The sequence below is a fragment of the Brevundimonas sp. P7753 genome, assembly GCF_013386595.1.
Lineage (GTDB): Bacteria > Pseudomonadota > Alphaproteobacteria > Caulobacterales > Caulobacteraceae > Brevundimonas > Brevundimonas bullata.
Genome location: NZ_JACARP010000032.1, coordinates 51,175 through 68,845, shown reverse-complemented (window position 1 = coordinate 68,845; position 17,671 = coordinate 51,175). Strand labels below are relative to the sequence as shown.

At 67.6% G+C, this 17,671-nt stretch carries 16 protein-coding genes; 6 read left to right on the top strand and 10 right to left on the bottom strand.

Annotated features, from left to right (window positions below; all coding sequences use genetic code 11):
* The coding region (locus tag HX774_RS07625; protein WP_178825651.1) for a PQQ-dependent sugar dehydrogenase at positions 1 to 1,165 on the top strand (1,165 nt) is incomplete at its 5' end.
* 19 nt (positions 1,166 to 1,184) lie between these two features.
* Here HX774_RS07625 and HX774_RS07620 read toward each other — a convergent pair.
* A complete protein-coding gene (locus HX774_RS07620; protein WP_370523374.1) occupies positions 1,185 to 1,772 on the bottom strand; it encodes a hemerythrin domain-containing protein in 588 nt (195 codons plus the stop codon).
* A 239-nt stretch (positions 1,773 to 2,011) separates the two neighbouring features.
* Here HX774_RS07620 and HX774_RS07615 point away from each other — a divergent pair, with 239 nt between their 5' ends.
* Together HX774_RS07615 and HX774_RS07610 are read left to right on the top strand one after the other, a co-directional pair.
* Positions 2,012 to 3,217 carry an acetyl-CoA C-acetyltransferase gene (locus HX774_RS07615; RefSeq protein ID WP_178825649.1) on the top strand — a complete coding sequence of 402 codons (1,206 nt, stop codon included), beginning with the start codon at positions 2,012 to 2,014 and terminating at the stop codon, positions 3,215 to 3,217.
* 16 nt (positions 3,218 to 3,233) lie between these two features.
* Positions 3,234 to 5,408, top strand: a complete 2,175-nt coding sequence (locus HX774_RS07610) for a 3-hydroxyacyl-CoA dehydrogenase NAD-binding domain-containing protein (protein ID WP_178825647.1) — start codon at positions 3,234 to 3,236, stop codon at positions 5,406 to 5,408.
* 264 nt (positions 5,409 to 5,672) lie between these two features.
* Here the strand turns inward: HX774_RS07610 and HX774_RS07605 are convergent, their stop codons facing one another.
* The 3 genes from HX774_RS07605 to HX774_RS07595 all read right to left on the bottom strand — a co-directional run bounded on the left by HX774_RS07605 (position 5,673) and on the right by HX774_RS07595 (position 10,353).
* On the bottom strand, positions 5,673 to 6,485 hold the full coding sequence (locus HX774_RS07605; RefSeq protein ID WP_114816776.1) for a TIGR02186 family protein: 813 nt from the start codon (positions 6,483 to 6,485) through the stop codon (positions 5,673 to 5,675).
* The gene (locus tag HX774_RS07600) at positions 6,485 to 7,408 is read right to left on the bottom strand and encodes a sulfite exporter TauE/SafE family protein (RefSeq protein WP_114816777.1); all 924 of its coding nucleotides are present in this window, start codon (positions 7,406 to 7,408) and stop codon (positions 6,485 to 6,487) included. The genes HX774_RS07605 and HX774_RS07600 overlap by 1 nt, the downstream gene beginning before the upstream one ends.
* 122 nt (positions 7,409 to 7,530) lie before the next feature.
* Entirely contained in the window at positions 7,531 to 10,353 is a 2,823-nt protein-coding gene (locus tag HX774_RS07595) for a hypothetical protein (RefSeq protein ID WP_370523371.1), read from the bottom strand.
* 222 nt (positions 10,354 to 10,575) lie between these two features.
* Here HX774_RS07595 and HX774_RS07590 point away from each other — a divergent pair, with 222 nt between their 5' ends.
* Positions 10,576 to 10,782: a hypothetical protein gene (locus HX774_RS07590; protein WP_178825645.1), complete on the top strand. Its 207-nt coding sequence runs from the start codon at positions 10,576 to 10,578 to the stop codon at positions 10,780 to 10,782.
* Between the two features lie 59 nt (positions 10,783 to 10,841).
* Entirely contained in the window at positions 10,842 to 11,345 is a 504-nt protein-coding gene (locus HX774_RS07585) for a pyridoxamine 5'-phosphate oxidase family protein (RefSeq protein WP_114816779.1), read from the top strand.
* 77 nt (positions 11,346 to 11,422) lie between these two features.
* Here HX774_RS07585 and argF read toward each other — a convergent pair whose 3' ends face one another.
* From argF to HX774_RS07560, 5 genes are all read right to left on the bottom strand, one after another.
* Positions 11,423 to 12,340, bottom strand: coding sequence for an ornithine carbamoyltransferase (argF, locus tag HX774_RS07580; RefSeq protein ID WP_178825643.1), 918 nt, complete (start codon positions 12,338 to 12,340; stop codon positions 11,423 to 11,425).
* Between the two features lie 158 nt (positions 12,341 to 12,498).
* Positions 12,499 to 13,674: an aspartate aminotransferase family protein gene (locus HX774_RS07575; protein WP_178825661.1), complete on the bottom strand. Its 1,176-nt coding sequence runs from the start codon at positions 13,672 to 13,674 to the stop codon at positions 12,499 to 12,501.
* 92 nt (positions 13,675 to 13,766) lie between these two features.
* Positions 13,767 to 14,315, bottom strand: a complete 549-nt coding sequence (locus HX774_RS20390; protein ID WP_178825641.1) for a YcxB family protein — start codon at positions 14,313 to 14,315, stop codon at positions 13,767 to 13,769.
* Complete coding sequence (locus HX774_RS07565; protein WP_178825639.1) at positions 14,312 to 15,214, bottom strand: M20/M25/M40 family metallo-hydrolase; 903 nt, start codon at positions 15,212 to 15,214, stop codon at positions 14,312 to 14,314. The genes HX774_RS20390 and HX774_RS07565 overlap by 4 nt, the downstream gene beginning before the upstream one ends.
* A gap of 49 nt (positions 15,215 to 15,263) precedes the next feature.
* Positions 15,264 to 16,088, bottom strand: a complete 825-nt coding sequence (locus tag HX774_RS07560) for an ABC transporter permease (protein WP_178825637.1) — start codon at positions 16,086 to 16,088, stop codon at positions 15,264 to 15,266.
* A 231-nt stretch (positions 16,089 to 16,319) separates the two neighbouring features.
* Here HX774_RS07560 and HX774_RS07555 point away from each other — a divergent pair, with 231 nt between their 5' ends.
* Positions 16,320 to 16,862 (top strand): GcrA family cell cycle regulator, encoded by a 543-nt coding sequence (locus HX774_RS07555; protein ID WP_178825635.1) that lies wholly within the window; start codon positions 16,320 to 16,322, stop codon positions 16,860 to 16,862.
* A 338-nt stretch (positions 16,863 to 17,200) separates the two neighbouring features.
* On the opposite strand, the gene apaG is transcribed toward HX774_RS07555, so the two are convergent.
* Positions 17,201 to 17,608 carry a Co2+/Mg2+ efflux protein ApaG gene (apaG, locus tag HX774_RS07550; protein ID WP_114816784.1) on the bottom strand — a complete coding sequence of 136 codons (408 nt, stop codon included), beginning with the start codon at positions 17,606 to 17,608 and terminating at the stop codon, positions 17,201 to 17,203.
* Between the last annotated feature and the right edge of the window lie 63 nt (positions 17,609 to 17,671).

Below are 17,671 nucleotides of genomic sequence, written 5' to 3'. Positions count from 1 at the left end.
CAACGGCCAGGACGCGCCCGCCGCCCCCGGCGCCCCCGTCGAAACCCGCCCTGCCAACAATCCCGATCAGAAGCCCGCCTTCGAGGGCCAGACCCGCGCGCCCGGCGTCCAGACCGCCGTGTCGATGGCCCATGCTGTCATGGCTTCGGGTCTGGTCCATCCCTGGGGCCTGGCCCTGCTGCCGGACGGCCAGTGGCTGGTGACGGAGAAGCCTGGCCGGATGCGGGTCATCAGCGCCGAGGGCCAGATCGGCGCCCCGATCACGGGCCTGCCCGCCGTCGATGCGCGCGGCCAGGGCGGTCTGCTGGACGTCATCATGGGGCCGAGCTTCGCTCAGGACCGCCTGATCTACTGGAGCTACGCCGAGCCTCGGGAGGGCGGCAACGCCACCTCGGTCGCGCGCGGCCGCCTGTCCGACGACCTGACCAAGGTCGACAACGTCCAGGTCATCTTCCGCGCCCTGCCCGTCTATGACGGCGACAAGCATTTCGGCTCCTCGCTGGCCTTCGCGCCGGACGGCAAGCTGTTCATCACGCTCGGCGAGCGCTCCGACAAGCCGATGCGGCCCCAGGCCCAGGACCTGGGCTCGCACATGGGCAAGACCATTCGCATCAACGCCGACGGCAGCGTCCCCGCCGACAACCCCTTCGTCGGCCAGGCGGGCGCGAAACCCGAGATCTGGTCCCTGGGCCACCGCAATATGCAGGGGATCGCGGTCCAGCCCGGCACGGGCGCGATCTGGACCGTCGAGCACGGCACGCGCGGCGGCGACGAGATCAATCTGGATCAGGCGGGCAAGAACTACGGCTGGCCGGGCGTCGCCTATGGCATCGAATACAACGGCCAGCCCATCCCCGCCGTGACGGCCAAGGCGGGCACGGAACAGCCCATCTATTACTGGGACCCCGTCATCGCGCCGGGCGGCATGACCTTCTACAGCGGCCCCATGTTCCCCGGCTGGAACGGCAACCTGCTGGTCACGGGCCTGGGCGGCAAGCACCTGGCCCGACTGGTGCTGGAGAACAACCGCATCGTCGGCGAAGAGCGGCTGCTGACCGGACTGAACGAACGCATCCGCGACGTGGCGGTCGCCGCCGACGGCGCCGTCTGGGTCATCACCGACGAAGAAGACGGCAAGCTGATCAGGCTCGCCGTCTCTCAGTAGGCCCTAGATATGCGGGGGGTCAGCGCGCCTCCCGCATCTCCATCGTCGAGGGCGCGCCGTCGCCCGCCATCGGTTCGTCAACCATGGCGAAGGCGTTGTCCTCGCCGTGGAAGGTGTGGGTCTCGGCCAGGATTTCCGGGTGTCCCTTCAACTGGGCCATGGCGCTCTTCTTGCGCGCCCGCATCCGGTCGGCCAGGGCGTCCATGTCCAGGCCCGCCGCGCGCGCCTGGCTGAACATGCCCTCGGAGCGCATCTCCTCTTCCTTGACGTGGTGCTCGATCATTTCCGACAGCACCTTGACCTTGGCGTCGTAGAAGGCCTCGTCGGGGCCGCCCGCCTCGATGTCGTTGATCAGCACCTTGGCCGCGTCATGCTCGACATAGGCTTCGTTCAGCAGGTCCTCCTCGATCTGGCCGCGACAGGCCGGATAGAAGACTTCTTCCTCGATGATGGTGTGAACCTTCAGCTCCAGGCAGGCCTGCTCGGCCAGGGCCTTCTTGCGGTCCTTGCCGCGCGCCTTCTCGAAACTGGCGAAGATCTCCTCCACCTTGCGGTGGTCGGCCTTCAGCATGGCGACGGCGTCCATCTCTTCATAGGTCTGGGTCACGGCGGTTCTCCCGGTTGATGGTCCCTAGGAAGACAAGCCGCAGCGCAGTCGTTCCCACAGCCCAGCTAGGTGAGAAACGTTCGCGACAAGCTCACGCCGGTTGTTACTTGACGTTGACGTAAACGTAGGGTTTCTACGCATCGAGTGTCATTTTCGGACCCGTCCCGACACTGCGCCGGTCCCTCAACTATGAGGCGCCGCGCGCCGAGCGTCAGGGACCCCAAAGAGAGAGATCTTTCATGGCCGACGCCTACATCTACGACGCCGTGCGCACCCCGCGCGGCAAGGGCAAAAAGGACGGCTCTCTGCATGAGATCACCGCCCTGTCGCTGGCCAGCCAGGTGCTGCAAGCTCTGCGTGATCGCAACGATCTGGACACCTCGAAGGTCGACGACGTCATCCTCGGCTGCGTCTCGCCGGTGAGCGAACAGGGCGCCGACATCGCCCGCACCGCCGTGCTGAACGCCGGCTGGGCCCAGACCACGGCGGGCGTTCAGGTCAACCGCTTCTGCGCCTCGGGTCTGGAAGCCGTGAACATGGCCGCAGCGAAAGTGAAGTCCGGCGAGGCCGACTTCGCCGTCGGCGGCGGCGTCGAGGCCATGAGCCGCGTGCCGATGGGCTCGGACGGCGGCGCCTGGCCGGTCGATCCGTCCAGCGCCTTCCCCACCTATTTCGTGCCGCAAGGCGTCTCCGCCGACATGATCGCCACCAAGTGGGGCTTCAGCCGCGCCGACGTGGACGCCTATTCGGTCGAGAGCCACAAGCGTTCGGCCCAGTCCTGGGCCGAGGGCCGCTTCAGCAAGTCGGTCATCCCGGTGCTGGACCAGCTGGGTCTGGTCCGCCTGGACCGTGATGAAACCATTCGTCCGACCACGGACATGCAGACCCTCGGCGCCCTGAACCCCTCCTTCGCCATGATGGGCGAGATGGCCTTCGACAGCGTGATCAACCAGCGCTACCCCGAGGTCGAGCGCGTCAACCACGTCCACACCCCCGGCAACTCGTCCGGCATCGTCGACGGTTCGGCGGGCGTCCTGATCGGCTCGCTGGAAGCCGGCAAGGCCCTGGGCCTGAAGCCGCGCGCCAAGATCCGCGGCGCCGCCTCGATCGGCTCGGAGCCGTCGATCATGCTGACCGGCCCGGAGTTCGTGACCAACAAGCTCCTCGGCAAGCTGGGCATGAAGTCGACCGACATCGACCTCTATGAGCTGAACGAGGCCTTCGCCGCCGTCGTCCTGCGCTTCATGCAGGCGCTCGACATCCCGCACGACAAGATCAACGTCTGCGGCGGCGCCATCGCCATGGGCCACCCCCTGGGCGCCACCGGGGCCATGATCACCGGCGTGGTGCTGGACGAGCTGGAACGCTCGGACAAGGAAACCGCCCTCATCACCCTGTGCATCGGCGGCGGCATGGGCACCGCCACCGTCATCGAACGCGTCTGATCGGGAGCGACTGACCATGGAAAACTTCAAGATCGACGTCGATGCCGACGGCATCGCCCTGATCACCTTCGACGTCCCCGGACGCTCGATGAACACCCTGACCTCGTCCGTCATGGCCGAGATTCCGCAGCTGGTGGAACGCATCAAGACCGATGACGCCGTCAAGGGCGCGGTCCTGACCTCGGGCAAGACGTCGGGCTTCTGCGCCGGCGCCGATCTGGGCGACATCGCCGGCGGCATGATCGGCGGCGCCAGCCTGCAAGACGCCTATGACGCGGGCTGGAAGATGAACGGCGCCCTGCGCGCGCTGGAAACCTGCGGCAAGCCGGTGGCTGCGGCCATCAACGGCCTGGCGCTCGGCGGCGGCCTCGAACTCACCCTCGCCTGCCACTATCGCGTGGTCGAGAACGACAACAAGATCCAGCTGGGCCTGCCCGAGATCAAGGTCGGCCTCTTCCCCGGCGGCGGCGGCACCCAGCGCCTGACGCGCCTGATCGGCGTGCAGCCGGCCATGATGGCCATGACCGAGGGCAAGTCCTTCCGTCCGAACGACGCCAAGGGCGCAGGCATCGTCCACGAGGTGGTCGAAAAGGGTCAGGCGGTCGAGGCCGCCAAGACCTGGATCAAGAACGGCGGCAAGGCCGTGCAGCCGTGGGACGACAAGGGCTTCAAACTGCCCGGCGGCGGCCCCTACCACCCGGCGGGCATCCAGAACTTCCTGGTCGGCAACGCCATGATCCGCAAGCAGACCTACGGCAACTATCCAGCTGCGACCAACCTGATGAAGGCCGTCTACGAGGGCGTTCAGGTGCCGATGGACGCGGCGCTCCGCATCGAGACACGCTACTTCATCAAGACCCTGATGACGCCGCAGGCCCAGGGCATGATCCGCAGCCTCTTCCTGTCCAAGCAGGACCTGGACAAGGGCGCCGTGCGTCCGGCGGGCGTGCCCAAGTCGGACGCCAAGAAGGTCACGGTCCTGGGCGCCGGCATGATGGGCGCGGGCGTGGCCTATGTGCAGGTCATGGCCGGCATCGAGACCGTCCTGATCGACCAGACTCAGGAAGCCGCCGACAAGGGCAAGGCCCACGTCGAGGAACTGCTGAAGAAGCGCCTGTCGCGCGGCCAGATGACCCAGGAGAAGTTCGACGCCACCCTGGCTCTCGTCACCGCCACCGCCGACTATGATCACATCAAGGGCTCGGACCTGGTCATCGAGGCCGTGTTCGAGAACCGCGAGATCAAGGCCGACGTGACCAAGCGCGCCGAGGCCCAACTGGCTGAAGGCGCCGTCTTCGGCTCCAACACCTCGACCCTGCCGATCACCGGCCTGGCCGAGGCTTCGGTGCGTCCCGAGGACTTCATCGGCATCCACTTCTTCTCGCCCGTCGACAAGATGATGCTGGTCGAGATCATCATGGGCGAGAAGACCGGCCAGACGGCGCTGGCCAAGGCGCTGGACTATGTGCTGAAGATCAAGAAGACCCCGATCGTCGTCAACGACAGCCGCGGTTTCTACACCTCGCGCTGCTTCGCCACCTATGTGGCCGAAGGCCTGGCCATGCTCGAAGAGGGCTATGCTCCGGCCCTGATCGACAACATCGGCCGCATGACCGGCATGCCGCGCGGCCCGCTGGAAATGCACGACGACGTGGCGCTGGACCTGTCGGTCAAGGTCGCCAAGCAGACCCAGGCCGACCTCGGCGACGCCTATGTGCCGCTGCCCGGCGCCCATATCGTGCAGAAGATGGTCGAGGACCTGGGCCGCTACGGCCGCAAGAACGGCAAGGGCTTCTACGACTACGATACCAAGCCCAAGACCCTGTGGGCGGGCCTGTCCGATCTGGCCCCGGTCACGATCAAGGATTCGACGCCCGAACTGGTCGAGGATCAGAAGAACCGCCTGCTGTATCGTCAGGCCATCGAGGTCGCGCGCTGCTGGGAAGAGGGCGTCATCGACGACCCGCGCGAGGCTGATGTCGGCGCCATCCTGGCCTGGGGCTTCGCGCCCTGGACCGGCGGCCCGATCACCTTCATCGACCAGACCGGCCTCAAGGCCTTCGTGGCCAAGGCCGACGACTACGCCGCCCGCTACGGCGACCGCTTCCAGGTCCCGCAACTGCTGCGCGACATGGCCGCCAAGAACGAGACCTTCTACGGCCGCTTCGCCCCGGAGAAGAAGGCGGCCTGATCAGGCTGACTTCGAACTGAAGACGGAAAGGGCGGCCTTCGCGGCCGCCCTTTTCTTTGGGCGCCACGCTCACTCCCTGCCGTCATCCCGGAAAGCGCGCAGCGCTTATCCGGGACCCAGACGGTGGAAGTGCTTGAAGCGTCGCCGGATATAAAGCCGCCGTCTGGGTCCCGGCTCTCCGCTACGCTGCGGCCGGGATGACGGAGCGAGTAAGGCGCTCAAGCAGCGAGCCGCCGCGCGGCGAGCGATAGCGCCCTAGATGTTCTACCGGCTCCTGAACACCCGCGACGCCGCATAGCCCGTTAGCGCCGCCAGCAACACGCACAGCACGCCGTAGGACCAGGGCCGCCGGTGGGCGAACTCATAGATGTCGCGCTCCAACCCGACCTTCTCGACCGTCAGGGTCAGGTTGGACACCGAGACCGGCGCGCCTTCCTGAAACAGCCAGACCTCGGCATAGTATTTTCCGGTCGGGGCCACGGTCGGCAGCTCGACCTCGGCGCGGAACAGGCCCTTGTCGACGAACTGCACCCCGTCGGGGTCGGTGTTGTAAAGCGCCGCCGCCTCCTTCAGCCGGATCACGGCGCGGCGCCAGTCAAGGTAGTTCTCGCCCAGACGGCTGACCACCACGTCGCGCACGCCGTAGCGGGTGACGGTGCGGCTTTCTTCGGGGGCGTCGATGCGCAGGTGATCGACGCCGACGCCGAGCCGCCGAAGCTGGCCGAAGTCGGCCACGTCCGACAGGGGCCGGGTCGAGGCGGTCATGTAGAAGCCGGGCGCGCCCTCGAACAGGACCGGGCGGCTGTTGAGCCAGACGCCCATGTTGCGGGTCTTCTTGACCAGACGTACCGGGGCGTCGGGACCGCGCACCACCACCACCACGTCAGCCGGGACGTCGGTCGGATTGAACACCGCGCCGTAGAGGACGATGGAGGCGCCGCGGAAGCTGGAATCGACCTCGACCTGGGCGTCGGTCAGGGCGGCGGCGACGCGCACCTCGCCTTCGGTCGCGACCGAGCGTTCGATGGTTCCCGGCGCGACCATGGGCGCGGGTTCGGGCGGCAGGGCCTGGAACATCAGTCGCCCACCCCCGGCGCCAGAAGGAACAGATCACTGGGCCGCACGAACAGCTCCAGCCCCATCTGAATGCCGACCAGAAGCACGATCAGGCCGAGCGCCGCGCGCATCTCCTCCGCCCGGAAGCGGCCCGACAGCTTGGCGCCGAACTGGGCCCCGACGACCCCGCCCAGCAGCAGGATGGTCGACAGGACGATGTCCACCGTCTGATTGCGCCCGGCCTGCAGGATGGTGGTGACGGCCGTGGTGATGATGATCTGGAAAAGGCTGGTGCCGACCACGACGCTGGCCCGCATCCGCAGCACATAGAGCATGGCCGGCACCAGGATGAAGCCGCCGCCCACCCCCATGATGGCCGAGAGGATGCCCGCGAAGACGCCCAGGCCGAAGGGCGGAATGGCGCTGATATAGAGGCCTGAGCGCGGAAAACGCATGCGGAACGGCAGGCCGTACAGCCACATGGGGCGACGACGCTCCTTGCGCGGCGGGGTCTCGCCTCGCACCCGATGCAGGATCTGCGTCAGGCTTTCGTACAGCATCATGCTGCCGATCAGGCCCAGGAAGACCAGATAGGAGACGGCCACGACCAGATCGGCCTGACCCAGCAGCCGCAGATAGCGGAACATCTCGACGCCCGCGAGCGCGCCCAGCGCCCCGCCCACGGCCATGATGCCGCCGATGCGGTAGTCGACCGCCTTCATGCCCGAATAGCGGATCACGCCCGAGGTCGAGGAGGCGACGACGTGGCTGGCCTGGCTGGCGACGGCCACGGTCGGGGGAATGCCCATGAAGACAAGGACGGGCGCCATCAGGAAACCGCCGCCGATGCCGAACAGGCCCGAGACAAAGCCGACCAGCGCGCCCAGCAGAACCAGGAACGGCCAGTTCACCGAAACCTCGGCGATCGGCAGGTAAATATCCACGGCACGCGCCTTCGGCTGGAAGGGAACGCAGAACTGCGCCGGAAAGGCGACTAGACTTCTGGTCTTAGCGAGGGCTGCGGCGAACCGCCACCCCCGCCGCCGATCTTGCCCCGATCAGGCGCCTAGGCGACTGGCTCGACCGTAAAGGCGTCAGCCGCTTCGCGCGCCACGCGCCGCGTCTCGGCAGAGGTGACGGGCGTCAGCCGCTGCACCGCCGCCAGCGCCTGCTGGTCGCCGCGCCGGGCCGCGATCATGTACCATTTGAAGGCTTCGGTCGCATTGGCGGCCACGCCGACGTCGCCCTTCTCATAGAGATAGGCGACATTGTACTGGCTATCGACGCGACCCGCCTCGGCGGCCTTCTTGAGCCAGATCAGGGCCTCGGCGCGGTTGCGCGCCCCGCCTTCGCCGTCGAACAGCTGCATGGCGTAGTAGTGCATGGCCCGCGGCTCCCCGCCCTCGGCCGCCCGCCGCGCCCAGGTGCGCGCCTCCACCGGGTCGGGCGTCAGACCGGCGCCCCCCTCCTGATAGAGGGCGGCCAGACGCATCTGCGCCGGACCATAGCCCAGGTTGGCCGCACGCTTCAGCGGCTCCAGTCCGCTGTCGTCGCCGCTGTCGATCAGTTGCACCGCGCGCGTGAACAGAGCCGCGCCCTCGGTCGCCGCCACGTCGGGCGACGGCACGGCCTCGGTCGGGGCAGCGCTCAGCGCCACGGCGGCGATCGGCGCCGGGTCGGCCTCGGTCTTCGCCGCAACGCCCGTCAGGCTCGCCATGTCCGGCAGGACCAGGCCCGACCCCTCGGCCAGTTGCAGCGACGCATAGCCGCCGCCCATGACCAGAGCCGCGACCGCCGAGGCGCCCAGGGCCTTGCGCATGGTCGAGCCTTCGCGCGACGCCTGCTTGTCCAGACGTTCCTGCAGCTTGGACTTGCCGCCGCGCTTCAGACCAAAGCCCTTGCGCGGGGCTTCCTCGGTGCTGGATATGGCGGCCCGCGCCGCCTCCAGCGTGTCACGGGTCGTGGCCCGCCCGGCGGCGGCGCCGGCCTTGAGCGCGTCGGGGTCGATAAAGTCGATCTCGGCCGAGAAGCCGTCGTCGCCCTCTGCGTCGTCCGGCCCGTCCACCAGCGGCGGCAGGCAGCCCACGGCGTCCAGCATCGTGTCGTCGACCAGGACGTCGCGCACGTCGGCGCCGCCGAAGCTGTCGGCGACGAAATCGCTCACGGCGAATGGCGGTTCGTCGGTCTCGTCCAGCGGATCGGTCGCAACGGCGCCGAACCGGGCGCGCTCAGGGCTTGAACCGAACAGGGCCTTCGGCGCCGCCTCGGCCTCGTCGGCGAAGGCGTTCAGTTCGGCGTCCAGCGGATCGGCGAAGACCGGCTCGGGATCGCGCACGGTCGGCGCCGGGAAGGGCGCGGCGTCCAGCACGCCGCCCATCGCATCTTCGGACCAGATATCGTCAGCGAAGGCGGCGGCGCGCCAGTCCCCGCTAGGGCTTTCTGCCGGGCTCCACGGCGTGGGCTCGGGGCTTTCCAGCGGGGTTTCGCGGCGCACGGCGCGTGCGCCACGCTGCTCGATGCTTTCGCGGGCCTCGGCCAACAGGCGCGCGGTGCGCTCCTCGCTCTGACGCATCCGCTCGCCGAGTTCGCCCGAGGCGCGGTCGTAGCGTTGCTCGATCTTGTCGGTGTTTTCGGCCAGGCGGCGGCTGATGTCGTCCAGAGCCTGGGCCGAGCGACGCTCCGACTGGGCGATGCGCTCGGACAGACGGTCCGAGATGCGGGTGATCTCGCCGCCCAGCCGCTCCAGCGCCAGGGCGTGCTGATCGTCGGAACGGGTCAGGCGCTGATCCACGGCCTGGGCGTGACGCTGCATCTCGCGATCCAGCTTCTCGTTCAGCGCCTGCCCGAGAGCTTCTACGTCCGCCGCCGCGCCGCCGGCCTCAACCTTTTCGACGCGGGCGTTCAGGTTCTGGGCGATGCGCAGGACCTCGCGGCCCATGGCCTCGACAGCGTCGGCCGAGCGCTGCTCGGCGGCGCGGGTCTGATCGCCGACGGCGGCCAGGGCGCGCTCGATGCGATCCACGCGGCTTTCGGTCTCGGCCACATCGAGGCGACGCATCATCTCGACGCGGCTGCCCTCGACCTGGCGGGTCAGGGTCTCGGCCAGCTTCTCGAAGCGGGCGGCCTCGCGGGGTTCGATCCGGCTCTCGGCGTCGCGCAGGCGCAGGTCCAGGGCGGCGAAAGAACGCTCCAGCCCCTTCAGGGCCTCGGAGGTACGCTCCTGCGCCTCGTCCAGACGCGCGCCGACCTCGATCAGCAGGTCCGTGCCGGGGCCCGGCCCTGCCGCCTGTTCGACCGCTTCAATACGCTGGCGCAGGGCCTCGGCGCCCGCACGCTGGCGCTCGTCCAGATCATAGAGGCGGCTGGAGACCGCGTTCAACGCCGTCTCGACCCGACCCAGGCCTTCGGCGGCCCGAGGCCCCGCATCCAGTTCGAAACGGCGCAGGCGCTTGTGGCCCTCGCGCAGTTCTTCGGCGATGTCCTCGATACGGCGGGCCTGGGCGGCGCCGGCCTTGTCCTGACCGTCCAGGCGATGCACCAGACCGGCCACGGCCTGGTCGATGCCCTGGATGGCGATGGTCGAGCGGCGCTCGGCGGCTTCCAGACGACCGGCGATGACTTCGATGGAGGCGTCGACGCGGACCGCGCCTTCCGTGTCCGAACCATAGACGTCGTCCAGACGACGCGAGCGGCTGCGGCGGTCATAGGGGTCGGGAATGGGCGTGCGGCGCGGCAGGGGCGTGACGCCCTCGTCTTCGTCCGGCTCGTCCATGATCATGGAATTCAGCCACTCGCCCAGCGTCATGCCTGACCGGCGCGCAAGGTCCTTGGCGATCTCGCGAGCCTTGGGGTCGATCCCCTTCACGCTCCACGGCGCTGCTGCGCTCACTGATTCGCCTCCCGACCCATAGGGTGACGCTACCGCTCCACATCAAGCGTGTAAACGTATCGTTAACCGCAACATCTGGCGCCTGAGCGAACGAATCACCCTGTGACGCTTAGACGCGATTCCGTGCTTTTCGCGCCGTCATGGTTAACGCCGCGTTTAGATTCATCTTCTGGCGGTTTTCCGCCTTGCGAAGCGGCGCCTTAAGCGCCACCTGCCTCCGCCATGAGCCCCTCGCTGACCCTGATCCTGCTGGCCGTCTCGACCGCCGTCGCCGTCTTTTCCGGCTGGCGCGGGGCCCGTCCGCCGGACCTGTCGAAGGGGCCGCGCATGATGCCGTGGCGGTTCATCATGCTGGTCGCGGGGGCGTTGACCTTCCTGCTGCTGATCCACCTGGCTTCGGTGCTGGGCGGCCGCACCTTCCCCGTCTGACGGAACGGGACGGCCCTCCGACGGTTCTTCTGCCTCACGCAAGAGCAAGGAGACGCCGGATGAGCCATGATCTGACCCCCGCAGAGGCCGAAGCCGAATTCTGGAAAAGCCTGAAGCACAGCAACACCGGCATGCTGGGCCTGGACCGGCCCGGCTATCACAGCCAGCCGATGACCGCCTTCCGCGAGGAAGAGACCGGGACGATCTGGTTCTTCACCCGCAAGGACACCGACCTGGCGCGCGATGTCGCGACCTCCGGCCAGTCCGCCATGTTCAGCTATGGCTCCAAGGACCAGAAGGTCTGGGCCTGCGTCCACGGCGAACTGTCGGTGCACGGCCAGGATCGGGCGATCATCGACCGTCACTGGAACCCGGTGCTCGCCGCCTGGTATCCGGGCGGCAAGGACGATCCCAACCTGACCCTCCTTCGCTTCGACGCCGACGACGGCCGGGTCTGGGTCAGCGACGGCGGCCTGTTCAAGTTCGCCTATGAGATCGCCAAGGCCAATGCGACCAAGACCCTGCCCGACGCCGGCGGCGTGGCCGACGTCAATCTGCAGTAGGCGAAACATACACCCGCTTGGCCCTCAAGCAGCCTCGCCCCGCGGGCGAGGCGTTAGGGCTCTTTCGCAGGCGAGTTTCACTCGCCTGCGAAACACCAAGCCAGCACCGCCTTCTGGGCGTGGATGCGGTTCTCGGCCTCGTCCCAGATCAAGGATTGGGGTCCGTCGATGACGGCGTCCGTCACCTCTTCGCCCCGGTGCGCCGGCAGGCAGTGCAGGAAGACGGCGTCGGCGTTGGCCAACTCCATCAGGGCCTCATCGACCTGATAGGGCTCAAACGCCGCTAGGCGGGCCTCGTAGTCCTGATCGCCCATCGACACCCAGGTGTCGGTCACGACCACGTCGGCGCCGACCATCGCCTCGCGCGGGTCCGAGGTCAGGTGTACGTGAGCCCCGCCCTTTTCCAGGTCGCGCAGGTCGGGGTGGTATTCCGCCGGACAGGCCACGTTCAGGCGGAAGCCGAACTTGGCCGCCGCGTGCATGAAGCTGTGGCAGACATTATTGCCGTCCCCGACCCAGGCGATGGTCTTGCCCTCGATCGGGCCCAGATGCTCCTCGATCGTCAGCAGGTCGGCCAGGATCTGGCACGGGTGGCTGCGATCAGTCAGACCGTTCACCACCGGCACGGTCGAGACGCGGGCGAAGCGCTCGACGTCCTCATGATTGTTGGCGCGGATCATTACCGCGTCGACCATGCGCGACAGGACCTTGGCCGTGTCCTCGACCGGCTCGCCGCGCCCCAGCTGCATGTCGGCGGCGGTGGCGATGATGGCCGAGCCGCCTAGCTGGCGGATGGCGGCGTCGAAGCTGAAACGGGTGCGCGTCGAGTTCTTCTCGAAGATCATGGCCAGGACGCGGTCCTTGCCCGGCGCGTCGGCGTCGGGACGTCCCTTCGGCCAGCCCTTGCGCGCCTGCTTGCGGGCGTGGGCGTCGTCCAGGATGGCGCGCAGGTCGCCCGCGTCGAGACGGTGAATGTCGAGGAAGTGACGGACCATGACTGAGCCTCTCCCTCCCCGCTCTGGGGAGGGTGGTCCCGCAGGGACCGGGTGGGGTCGGCCTTGCGGAAACCTGGAAATGAAGGGACAGCGCCCCCACCCGACCTCACCTCCGATGGAGGCTCGGCCCCTCCCCATGAAGGGGAGGGAGAAAGCACTTAGGCCGCCAGCTTCGTCCGAGCGAACTCGCAGGCCGTTTCGAACTTCTCGACCGCCTCGCGGGCCTCTGCGAGGGTGATGTTCAGCGGGGGCAGGATGCGGACCAGGTTGTCGCCGCCGCCGGCGACCAGCAGTTTGGCCTCGTCGCGGGCCCAGCCCATGAAGTCGCGGTTGTTGGGGACCAGCTTGACCCCCACCAGCAGCCCCTTGCCGCGCACCTCGACGATCACGTCGGGGAAGCGCTCGGCCAGGCCGTGCAACTGCTGCTTCAGATAGCCGGCGATCTCGTTGACGTTGGCCAGGATGGCGTCCGACGACACCTCGGCGAAGGCGGCCTGACCGACGGCCATGGCCAGGGGGTTGCCGCCGAAGGTCGAGCCGTGGGCGCCGACCGTCATGCCTTTCGCGGCTTCCGCCGTCGACAGGCAGGCGCCGATGGGGAAGCCGCCGCCCAGGGCCTTGGCGATGGCCATGATGTCCGGCGCCATGCCGGCCCATTCGTGGGCCCACAGCTTGCCGGTCCGGCCCATGCCGCACTGGACCTCGTCGAAGATGACCAGGACGCCGTGCGCGTCGCACAGTTCGCGCAGGCCGCGCAGGCACTGTTCCGGCATGGCGCGGCAGCCGCCCTCGCCCTGCACCGGCTCGACGATGATGGCGGCGGTGGTCGGGTTGGCGATGGCGGCCTTGATGGCGTCGTGGTCGCCCCACTTCAGCTGATGGAAACCTTCCATCTTGGGCCCGAAGCCCTCGGTGTAGCTGGGGTTGGCGGCGGCGTTGATGGCGCCATAGGTGCGGCCGTGGAACGAGCCGTCAAAGCCGTAGATGTCGATGCGTTCCGGCTGGCCGTTGGCCGAGTGGAACTTGCGCGCCGTCTTCAGCGCGCACTCGACGGCTTCCGTGCCCGAGTTGGTGAAGAAGACCACGTCGGCGAACGACTTTTCGCACAGGGCGTCGGCCAGGGCGTCCTGGCCCGGAATCTTGAAGATGTTGGACACGTGCCACAGCTTCTCGGCCTGATCCTTGACCGCCTGCACCAGCTTCGGGTGGGCGTGGCCGAGGGCGTTGGTCGAGATGCCCGAGACGCAGTCCAGATACTCGGTCCCGTCGGTGGACCACAGGCGGACGCCCTGGCCGCGCTCCACTTCCAGCGGCGCGCGATTGTAGACACCCATCAGATGACCGGACACAGGCAGACTCCATAAAGCGAGACGGCCCCGACGCCCAAATTTCGAAAGACAGGGCGACGGGACCGCTTCAAAAAGGGTCAAGCCTTGTCCGACGAGGGGGCCTGATAGTCAACACCGCCGCCGAGGCGACCTGACGCCTTGGCCTCCGCCACAAGCGCACGAAAGCGATCCATCTGATCACCATCCAGCAGCCGTTTGGGAAGAACCGGATTGTTCGATGGAGTAACGAGAAATAGAAAGCGGTCAGCTTCCTCCTGAACAGTCTTCACCCCGGCCCAATCAAGACGGTTGGACTGCAGGCCATTCTCAAAAAGCAGCCCTTGCTGATCGATACTCCACCGCCACTTCAATGACCCGGTCGGCGCGCTCCGCGTCGCTGATGCCGATGCGCGCTGAACCAGTCTCAGCCCGCCCCGCCACACCAGCCAGGACGCGACCACAACCCCACTGAACAACAGTGGCGGCAACACGTCGCCAGCGATAACGCTAACAACGACCCCATACACCAACAACCCAGCCAAGAAGGCATAGGTGTAAGGAATGCAGGCCCAGTGAATCGCCCCCCAGCCCTTAGTTATGGTCCTATGCTCTCGAGGCGTCGGCTGGACGTCATCAATGACGATCACGGCGTCACCAACTGCGCATCCAGTTTCTGGATCAGGGCCGCATAGGTGGCGCCGGCGGTGGCGATGGTCGCGCCTTCGACAGCCTCGATGGCGTCGTCCTTGGAGTGGATGACGCGGAAGACCTGGGGCACGAAGCCCTCGGCCAGGCCGTTGTCCTTGCCGCCGTTGAAGGCCAGCCACATCTGGTGCGCGCCGACCTGATCCTGGAAGCCCAGCGACACCACGGGCACGCCCGCCGCCGAGAAGGCGCGGTCGTCCGAGGGCGGATACTCGGGGAAGCCCACGCACTGCATCGCCCGCTCGGCGCACAGTTCCTGGGTCGCACGCGTGACGAAGGCCGACTGCGCCCCGTTGTTCTGGCCGTACATCAGGGTGTCGCCATAGGCGGCGACGTCCGAGTTCACCACGGCGGCGACATTGGCGACGCCGTGCGCCTCGATCCACTTCCTGGCGCCGATCAGGCCCAGCTCTTCCTGATCGAAGAAGATGACGCGGACCCGGTGGCTCAACGGCTTGTCGCGCAGGATCTTAGCCGCTTCGATCAGGGCCACGACCGAGCCGGCGTTGTCGACCACGCCCTGAGACATGGTCCCGTCGCGCAGCTTCACCGCGTCATAGTGGGCGGTCAGCAGGATGTCTTTCGGGCCGTCGCCGATGGTGACGACCACGTTCGAACCCTGCATCGGCCCGGCGCGACCGCCGCCCTCGAAGGTCTCGACGGTCGGGTTGAAGCCCGCGGCGCGCAGCTGGGCCACCAGAACATTCATCCGCTCGGCGTTGGACGGCTGAACATAGGCGCCGACCTGGGCCTTCATGGCTTCCGCGTCTTGAGCGGCCGCAGGCGTGGACAGAAGCGCAGCGACGGCGACGGCCGACGCCAGAACGGATCGAAACAGCATAGGAACCTCCCAAGCCCCTCCCCTGGGGCGTTCAGTTCTGCCTAACGGTTCAGCTCTTCAGACGCCAGCCCGAGCGGAACACCAGCCAGCAGGCCGCGCCCATCAGCACGGTCAGCACGCCGCTCATGACGACGCCGACCCACAGGTTGCCCTCGGCGTGGCCGATGAAGCCCGCCCGGAAGCCGTCGATCAGGTAGAAGAAGGGGTTGAAGCGGCTGATGCTGGCGAACGGCTCCGGCAAGCTGTCGATCAGGTAGAAGGTGCCCGACAGGAAGGTCATCGGCATGACCACGAAGTTCTGCACCGCCGAAAGATGGTCGAACTTCTCGGACCACAGACCCGCCAGCACGCCCATCATCCCCATCAGCAGGGAGGCGATCAGGCCGAACCAGACGATCAGGGCGACGTTGGCCAGACCCAGCTTCGCAAACGGCAGGACGCACAGGGCCGTCACCAGACCGACCGCCACCCCGCGCGTCGCCGCGCCCAGGGTAAAGCCGATGGTCAACTCCAGCGGGCTGAGCGGCGGAGTCAGGAAGTCGGTGGCCGTGCCCATGATCTTGGCCTGGATCAGGCTGGACGAGGCGTTGGCGAAGGCGTTCTGAAGAATGGCCATCATGATCAGGCCCGGCGCCACGAACTCGGCGAAGGGGGTGCCGTGCAGCGGCGGGCGCGCGCCTTTCAGCGCCACCACGAAGACCAGCATATAGAGCAGGGTCGTCACCACCGGCGCCGCGACCGTCTGGGCGCCCACCTTCCAGAAACGGCGCACTTCGCGCAGGTAAAGGGTGCGCAAGCCCACCCAGTTGATGCCGTCATAGCGACGCGGCTGGGGCAGGCCGGAAGGGCGAGTAGAGGCGAGATCGGTCTTCATGGAGGCCCAGATGCGCCCGCTAAGCTGGTTTCGCAAGGCGCCCGACGTTCGATGAAGGGGCGCAAAACTGATTCAAAACGGGACGTTAACCACACTACATCTGGTTTCTGTGGACAGCTGAATTGCCACATCTTGCGTGTTTTAAGGGCTGCTTTACGATTAGTAGCAGGTCGAGGCGGGGAAATTCGTCGGCGACCCAAGATATTGAATCCGATCCCCGGGAGGGTGGCCATGACCACAGCTAGCTGGACTGAAGACCGCGTCGGCGCGCTGAAGAAGCTCTGGCTGGAAGGCCAGTCGGCAAGCCAGATCGCCAAGACCCTCGGCGGCGGCGTGACCCGCAACGCCGTGATCGGCAAGGTGCACCGCCTGGGCCTGTCGGGCCGCGCCGCGCCGTCGCAACCGGCCCGCACCACCTTCCGCGCCGCCGCCCGTCCGCGCCCCGCCGCGCCGGCGGCTCCGGTTCAGGCCCCCTCGGCTCCGCGCCGCATCGAGGCCGCCGCCCCGCGTCCGGTCATGGCCGTCCAGCCCTCGGCCCCCGCACCCATGCCGGAACTGCCCGGCACGGCCACGGTGATGACCCTGGGCGCCCACATGTGCAAATGGCCGATCGGCGACCCCTCGTCGCGCGAGTTCAGCTTCTGCGGCCGCCGCGCCACGGAAAACGTCTATTGCGGCGAACACGCCCGCGTCGCCTACCAGCCCCAAGTCCGCCGCGGCGCGACCAAGGACGGCGCCACCGAGCTGGCCCGCAGCCTGCGGCGCTATATCTAGGCGTTAAGAGCGCTATCGCTCGCCGCGCGGCGGCTCGCTGCTTGAGCGCGTCGCGAAGCGCCAGGCCGCGTCGGGTCGAAAAGGCGGAGCCTTTTGACCGCGGCCCAACAAGAAACTGATTTCGTCCGGCTTGCCGGATGAAATCAGGGGGCTGCGGTTCATCCGGGTTGACGCAGCCCTATCGCCCTCGCCTCGCGGCGGGGGTTTTTCTTTGGGCGCGACATATCCGCTACTCGCCATCATCCCGGGGCCGCGCAGCGGAACCCGGGACCCAGACGCCTGATAGGCGCACCGTCGCTTCCGATCTGACCGTCCGGGATGACGGCAAGGTCTATGGATCAGTTCAGCGTCCGCCGCGTGTCCGGCACATCCAGCGAAAACGCCGGGATGGCCGCCTCGAACATCCGCCCGTCCACGTCGGTCATGTAGTAGGCCCCGACCATCGAGCCCGAGGGCGCGCCCAGCGGGCAGCCCGAGGCGTAGGAATAGCTGTCGCCGGCCTCGATCACCGGCTGTTCGCCGACCACGCCCTGACCGCGCACCTCTTCGACATGGCCGTAGGCGTCGGTGATGGTCCAGCGGCGCGCCACCAGCTGCACCGGCGATCCGGTCAGGTTGACGATCTCGATCTGATAGGCCCAGACCCAGCGCCCCGCCGCCGGGTCCGACTGGGCCGCCAGATAGGAGGGGCGGACGCGAACGACGACGCCTTCAGTTTCGGCGGTATAGGCAGGAGGGGCGTGCATGCGCTATATGCAGCCCGCCGACCTCGGGGTTCAACCCGTCTGGCGCATCGGATGTCGCATTCC

Coding starts and splice junctions, on each gene's coding strand:
- HX774_RS07615 (WP_178825649.1), top strand. CDS start 2,012: ATGGCCGACGCCTACATCTACGACGCCGTGCGCACCCCGCGCGGCAAG.
- HX774_RS07610 (WP_178825647.1), top strand. CDS start 3,234: ATGGAAAACTTCAAGATCGACGTCGATGCCGACGGCATCGCCCTGATC.
- HX774_RS07605 (WP_114816776.1), bottom strand. CDS start 6,485: ATGTTCCAGGCCCTGCCGCCCGAACCCGCGCCCATGGTCGCGCCGGGA.
- HX774_RS07590 (WP_178825645.1), top strand. CDS start 10,576: ATGAGCCCCTCGCTGACCCTGATCCTGCTGGCCGTCTCGACCGCCGTC.
- HX774_RS07585 (WP_114816779.1), top strand. CDS start 10,842: ATGAGCCATGATCTGACCCCCGCAGAGGCCGAAGCCGAATTCTGGAAA.
- argF (WP_178825643.1), bottom strand. CDS start 12,340: ATGGTCCGTCACTTCCTCGACATTCACCGTCTCGACGCGGGCGACCTG.
- HX774_RS07575 (WP_178825661.1), bottom strand. CDS start 13,674: ATGGGTGTCTACAATCGCGCGCCGCTGGAAGTGGAGCGCGGCCAGGGC.
- HX774_RS07565 (WP_178825639.1), bottom strand. CDS start 15,214: ATGCTGTTTCGATCCGTTCTGGCGTCGGCCGTCGCCGTCGCTGCGCTT.
- HX774_RS07560 (WP_178825637.1), bottom strand. CDS start 16,088: ATGAAGACCGATCTCGCCTCTACTCGCCCTTCCGGCCTGCCCCAGCCG.
- HX774_RS07555 (WP_178825635.1), top strand. CDS start 16,320: ATGACCACAGCTAGCTGGACTGAAGACCGCGTCGGCGCGCTGAAGAAG.
- apaG (WP_114816784.1), bottom strand. CDS start 17,608: ATGCACGCCCCTCCTGCCTATACCGCCGAAACTGAAGGCGTCGTCGTT.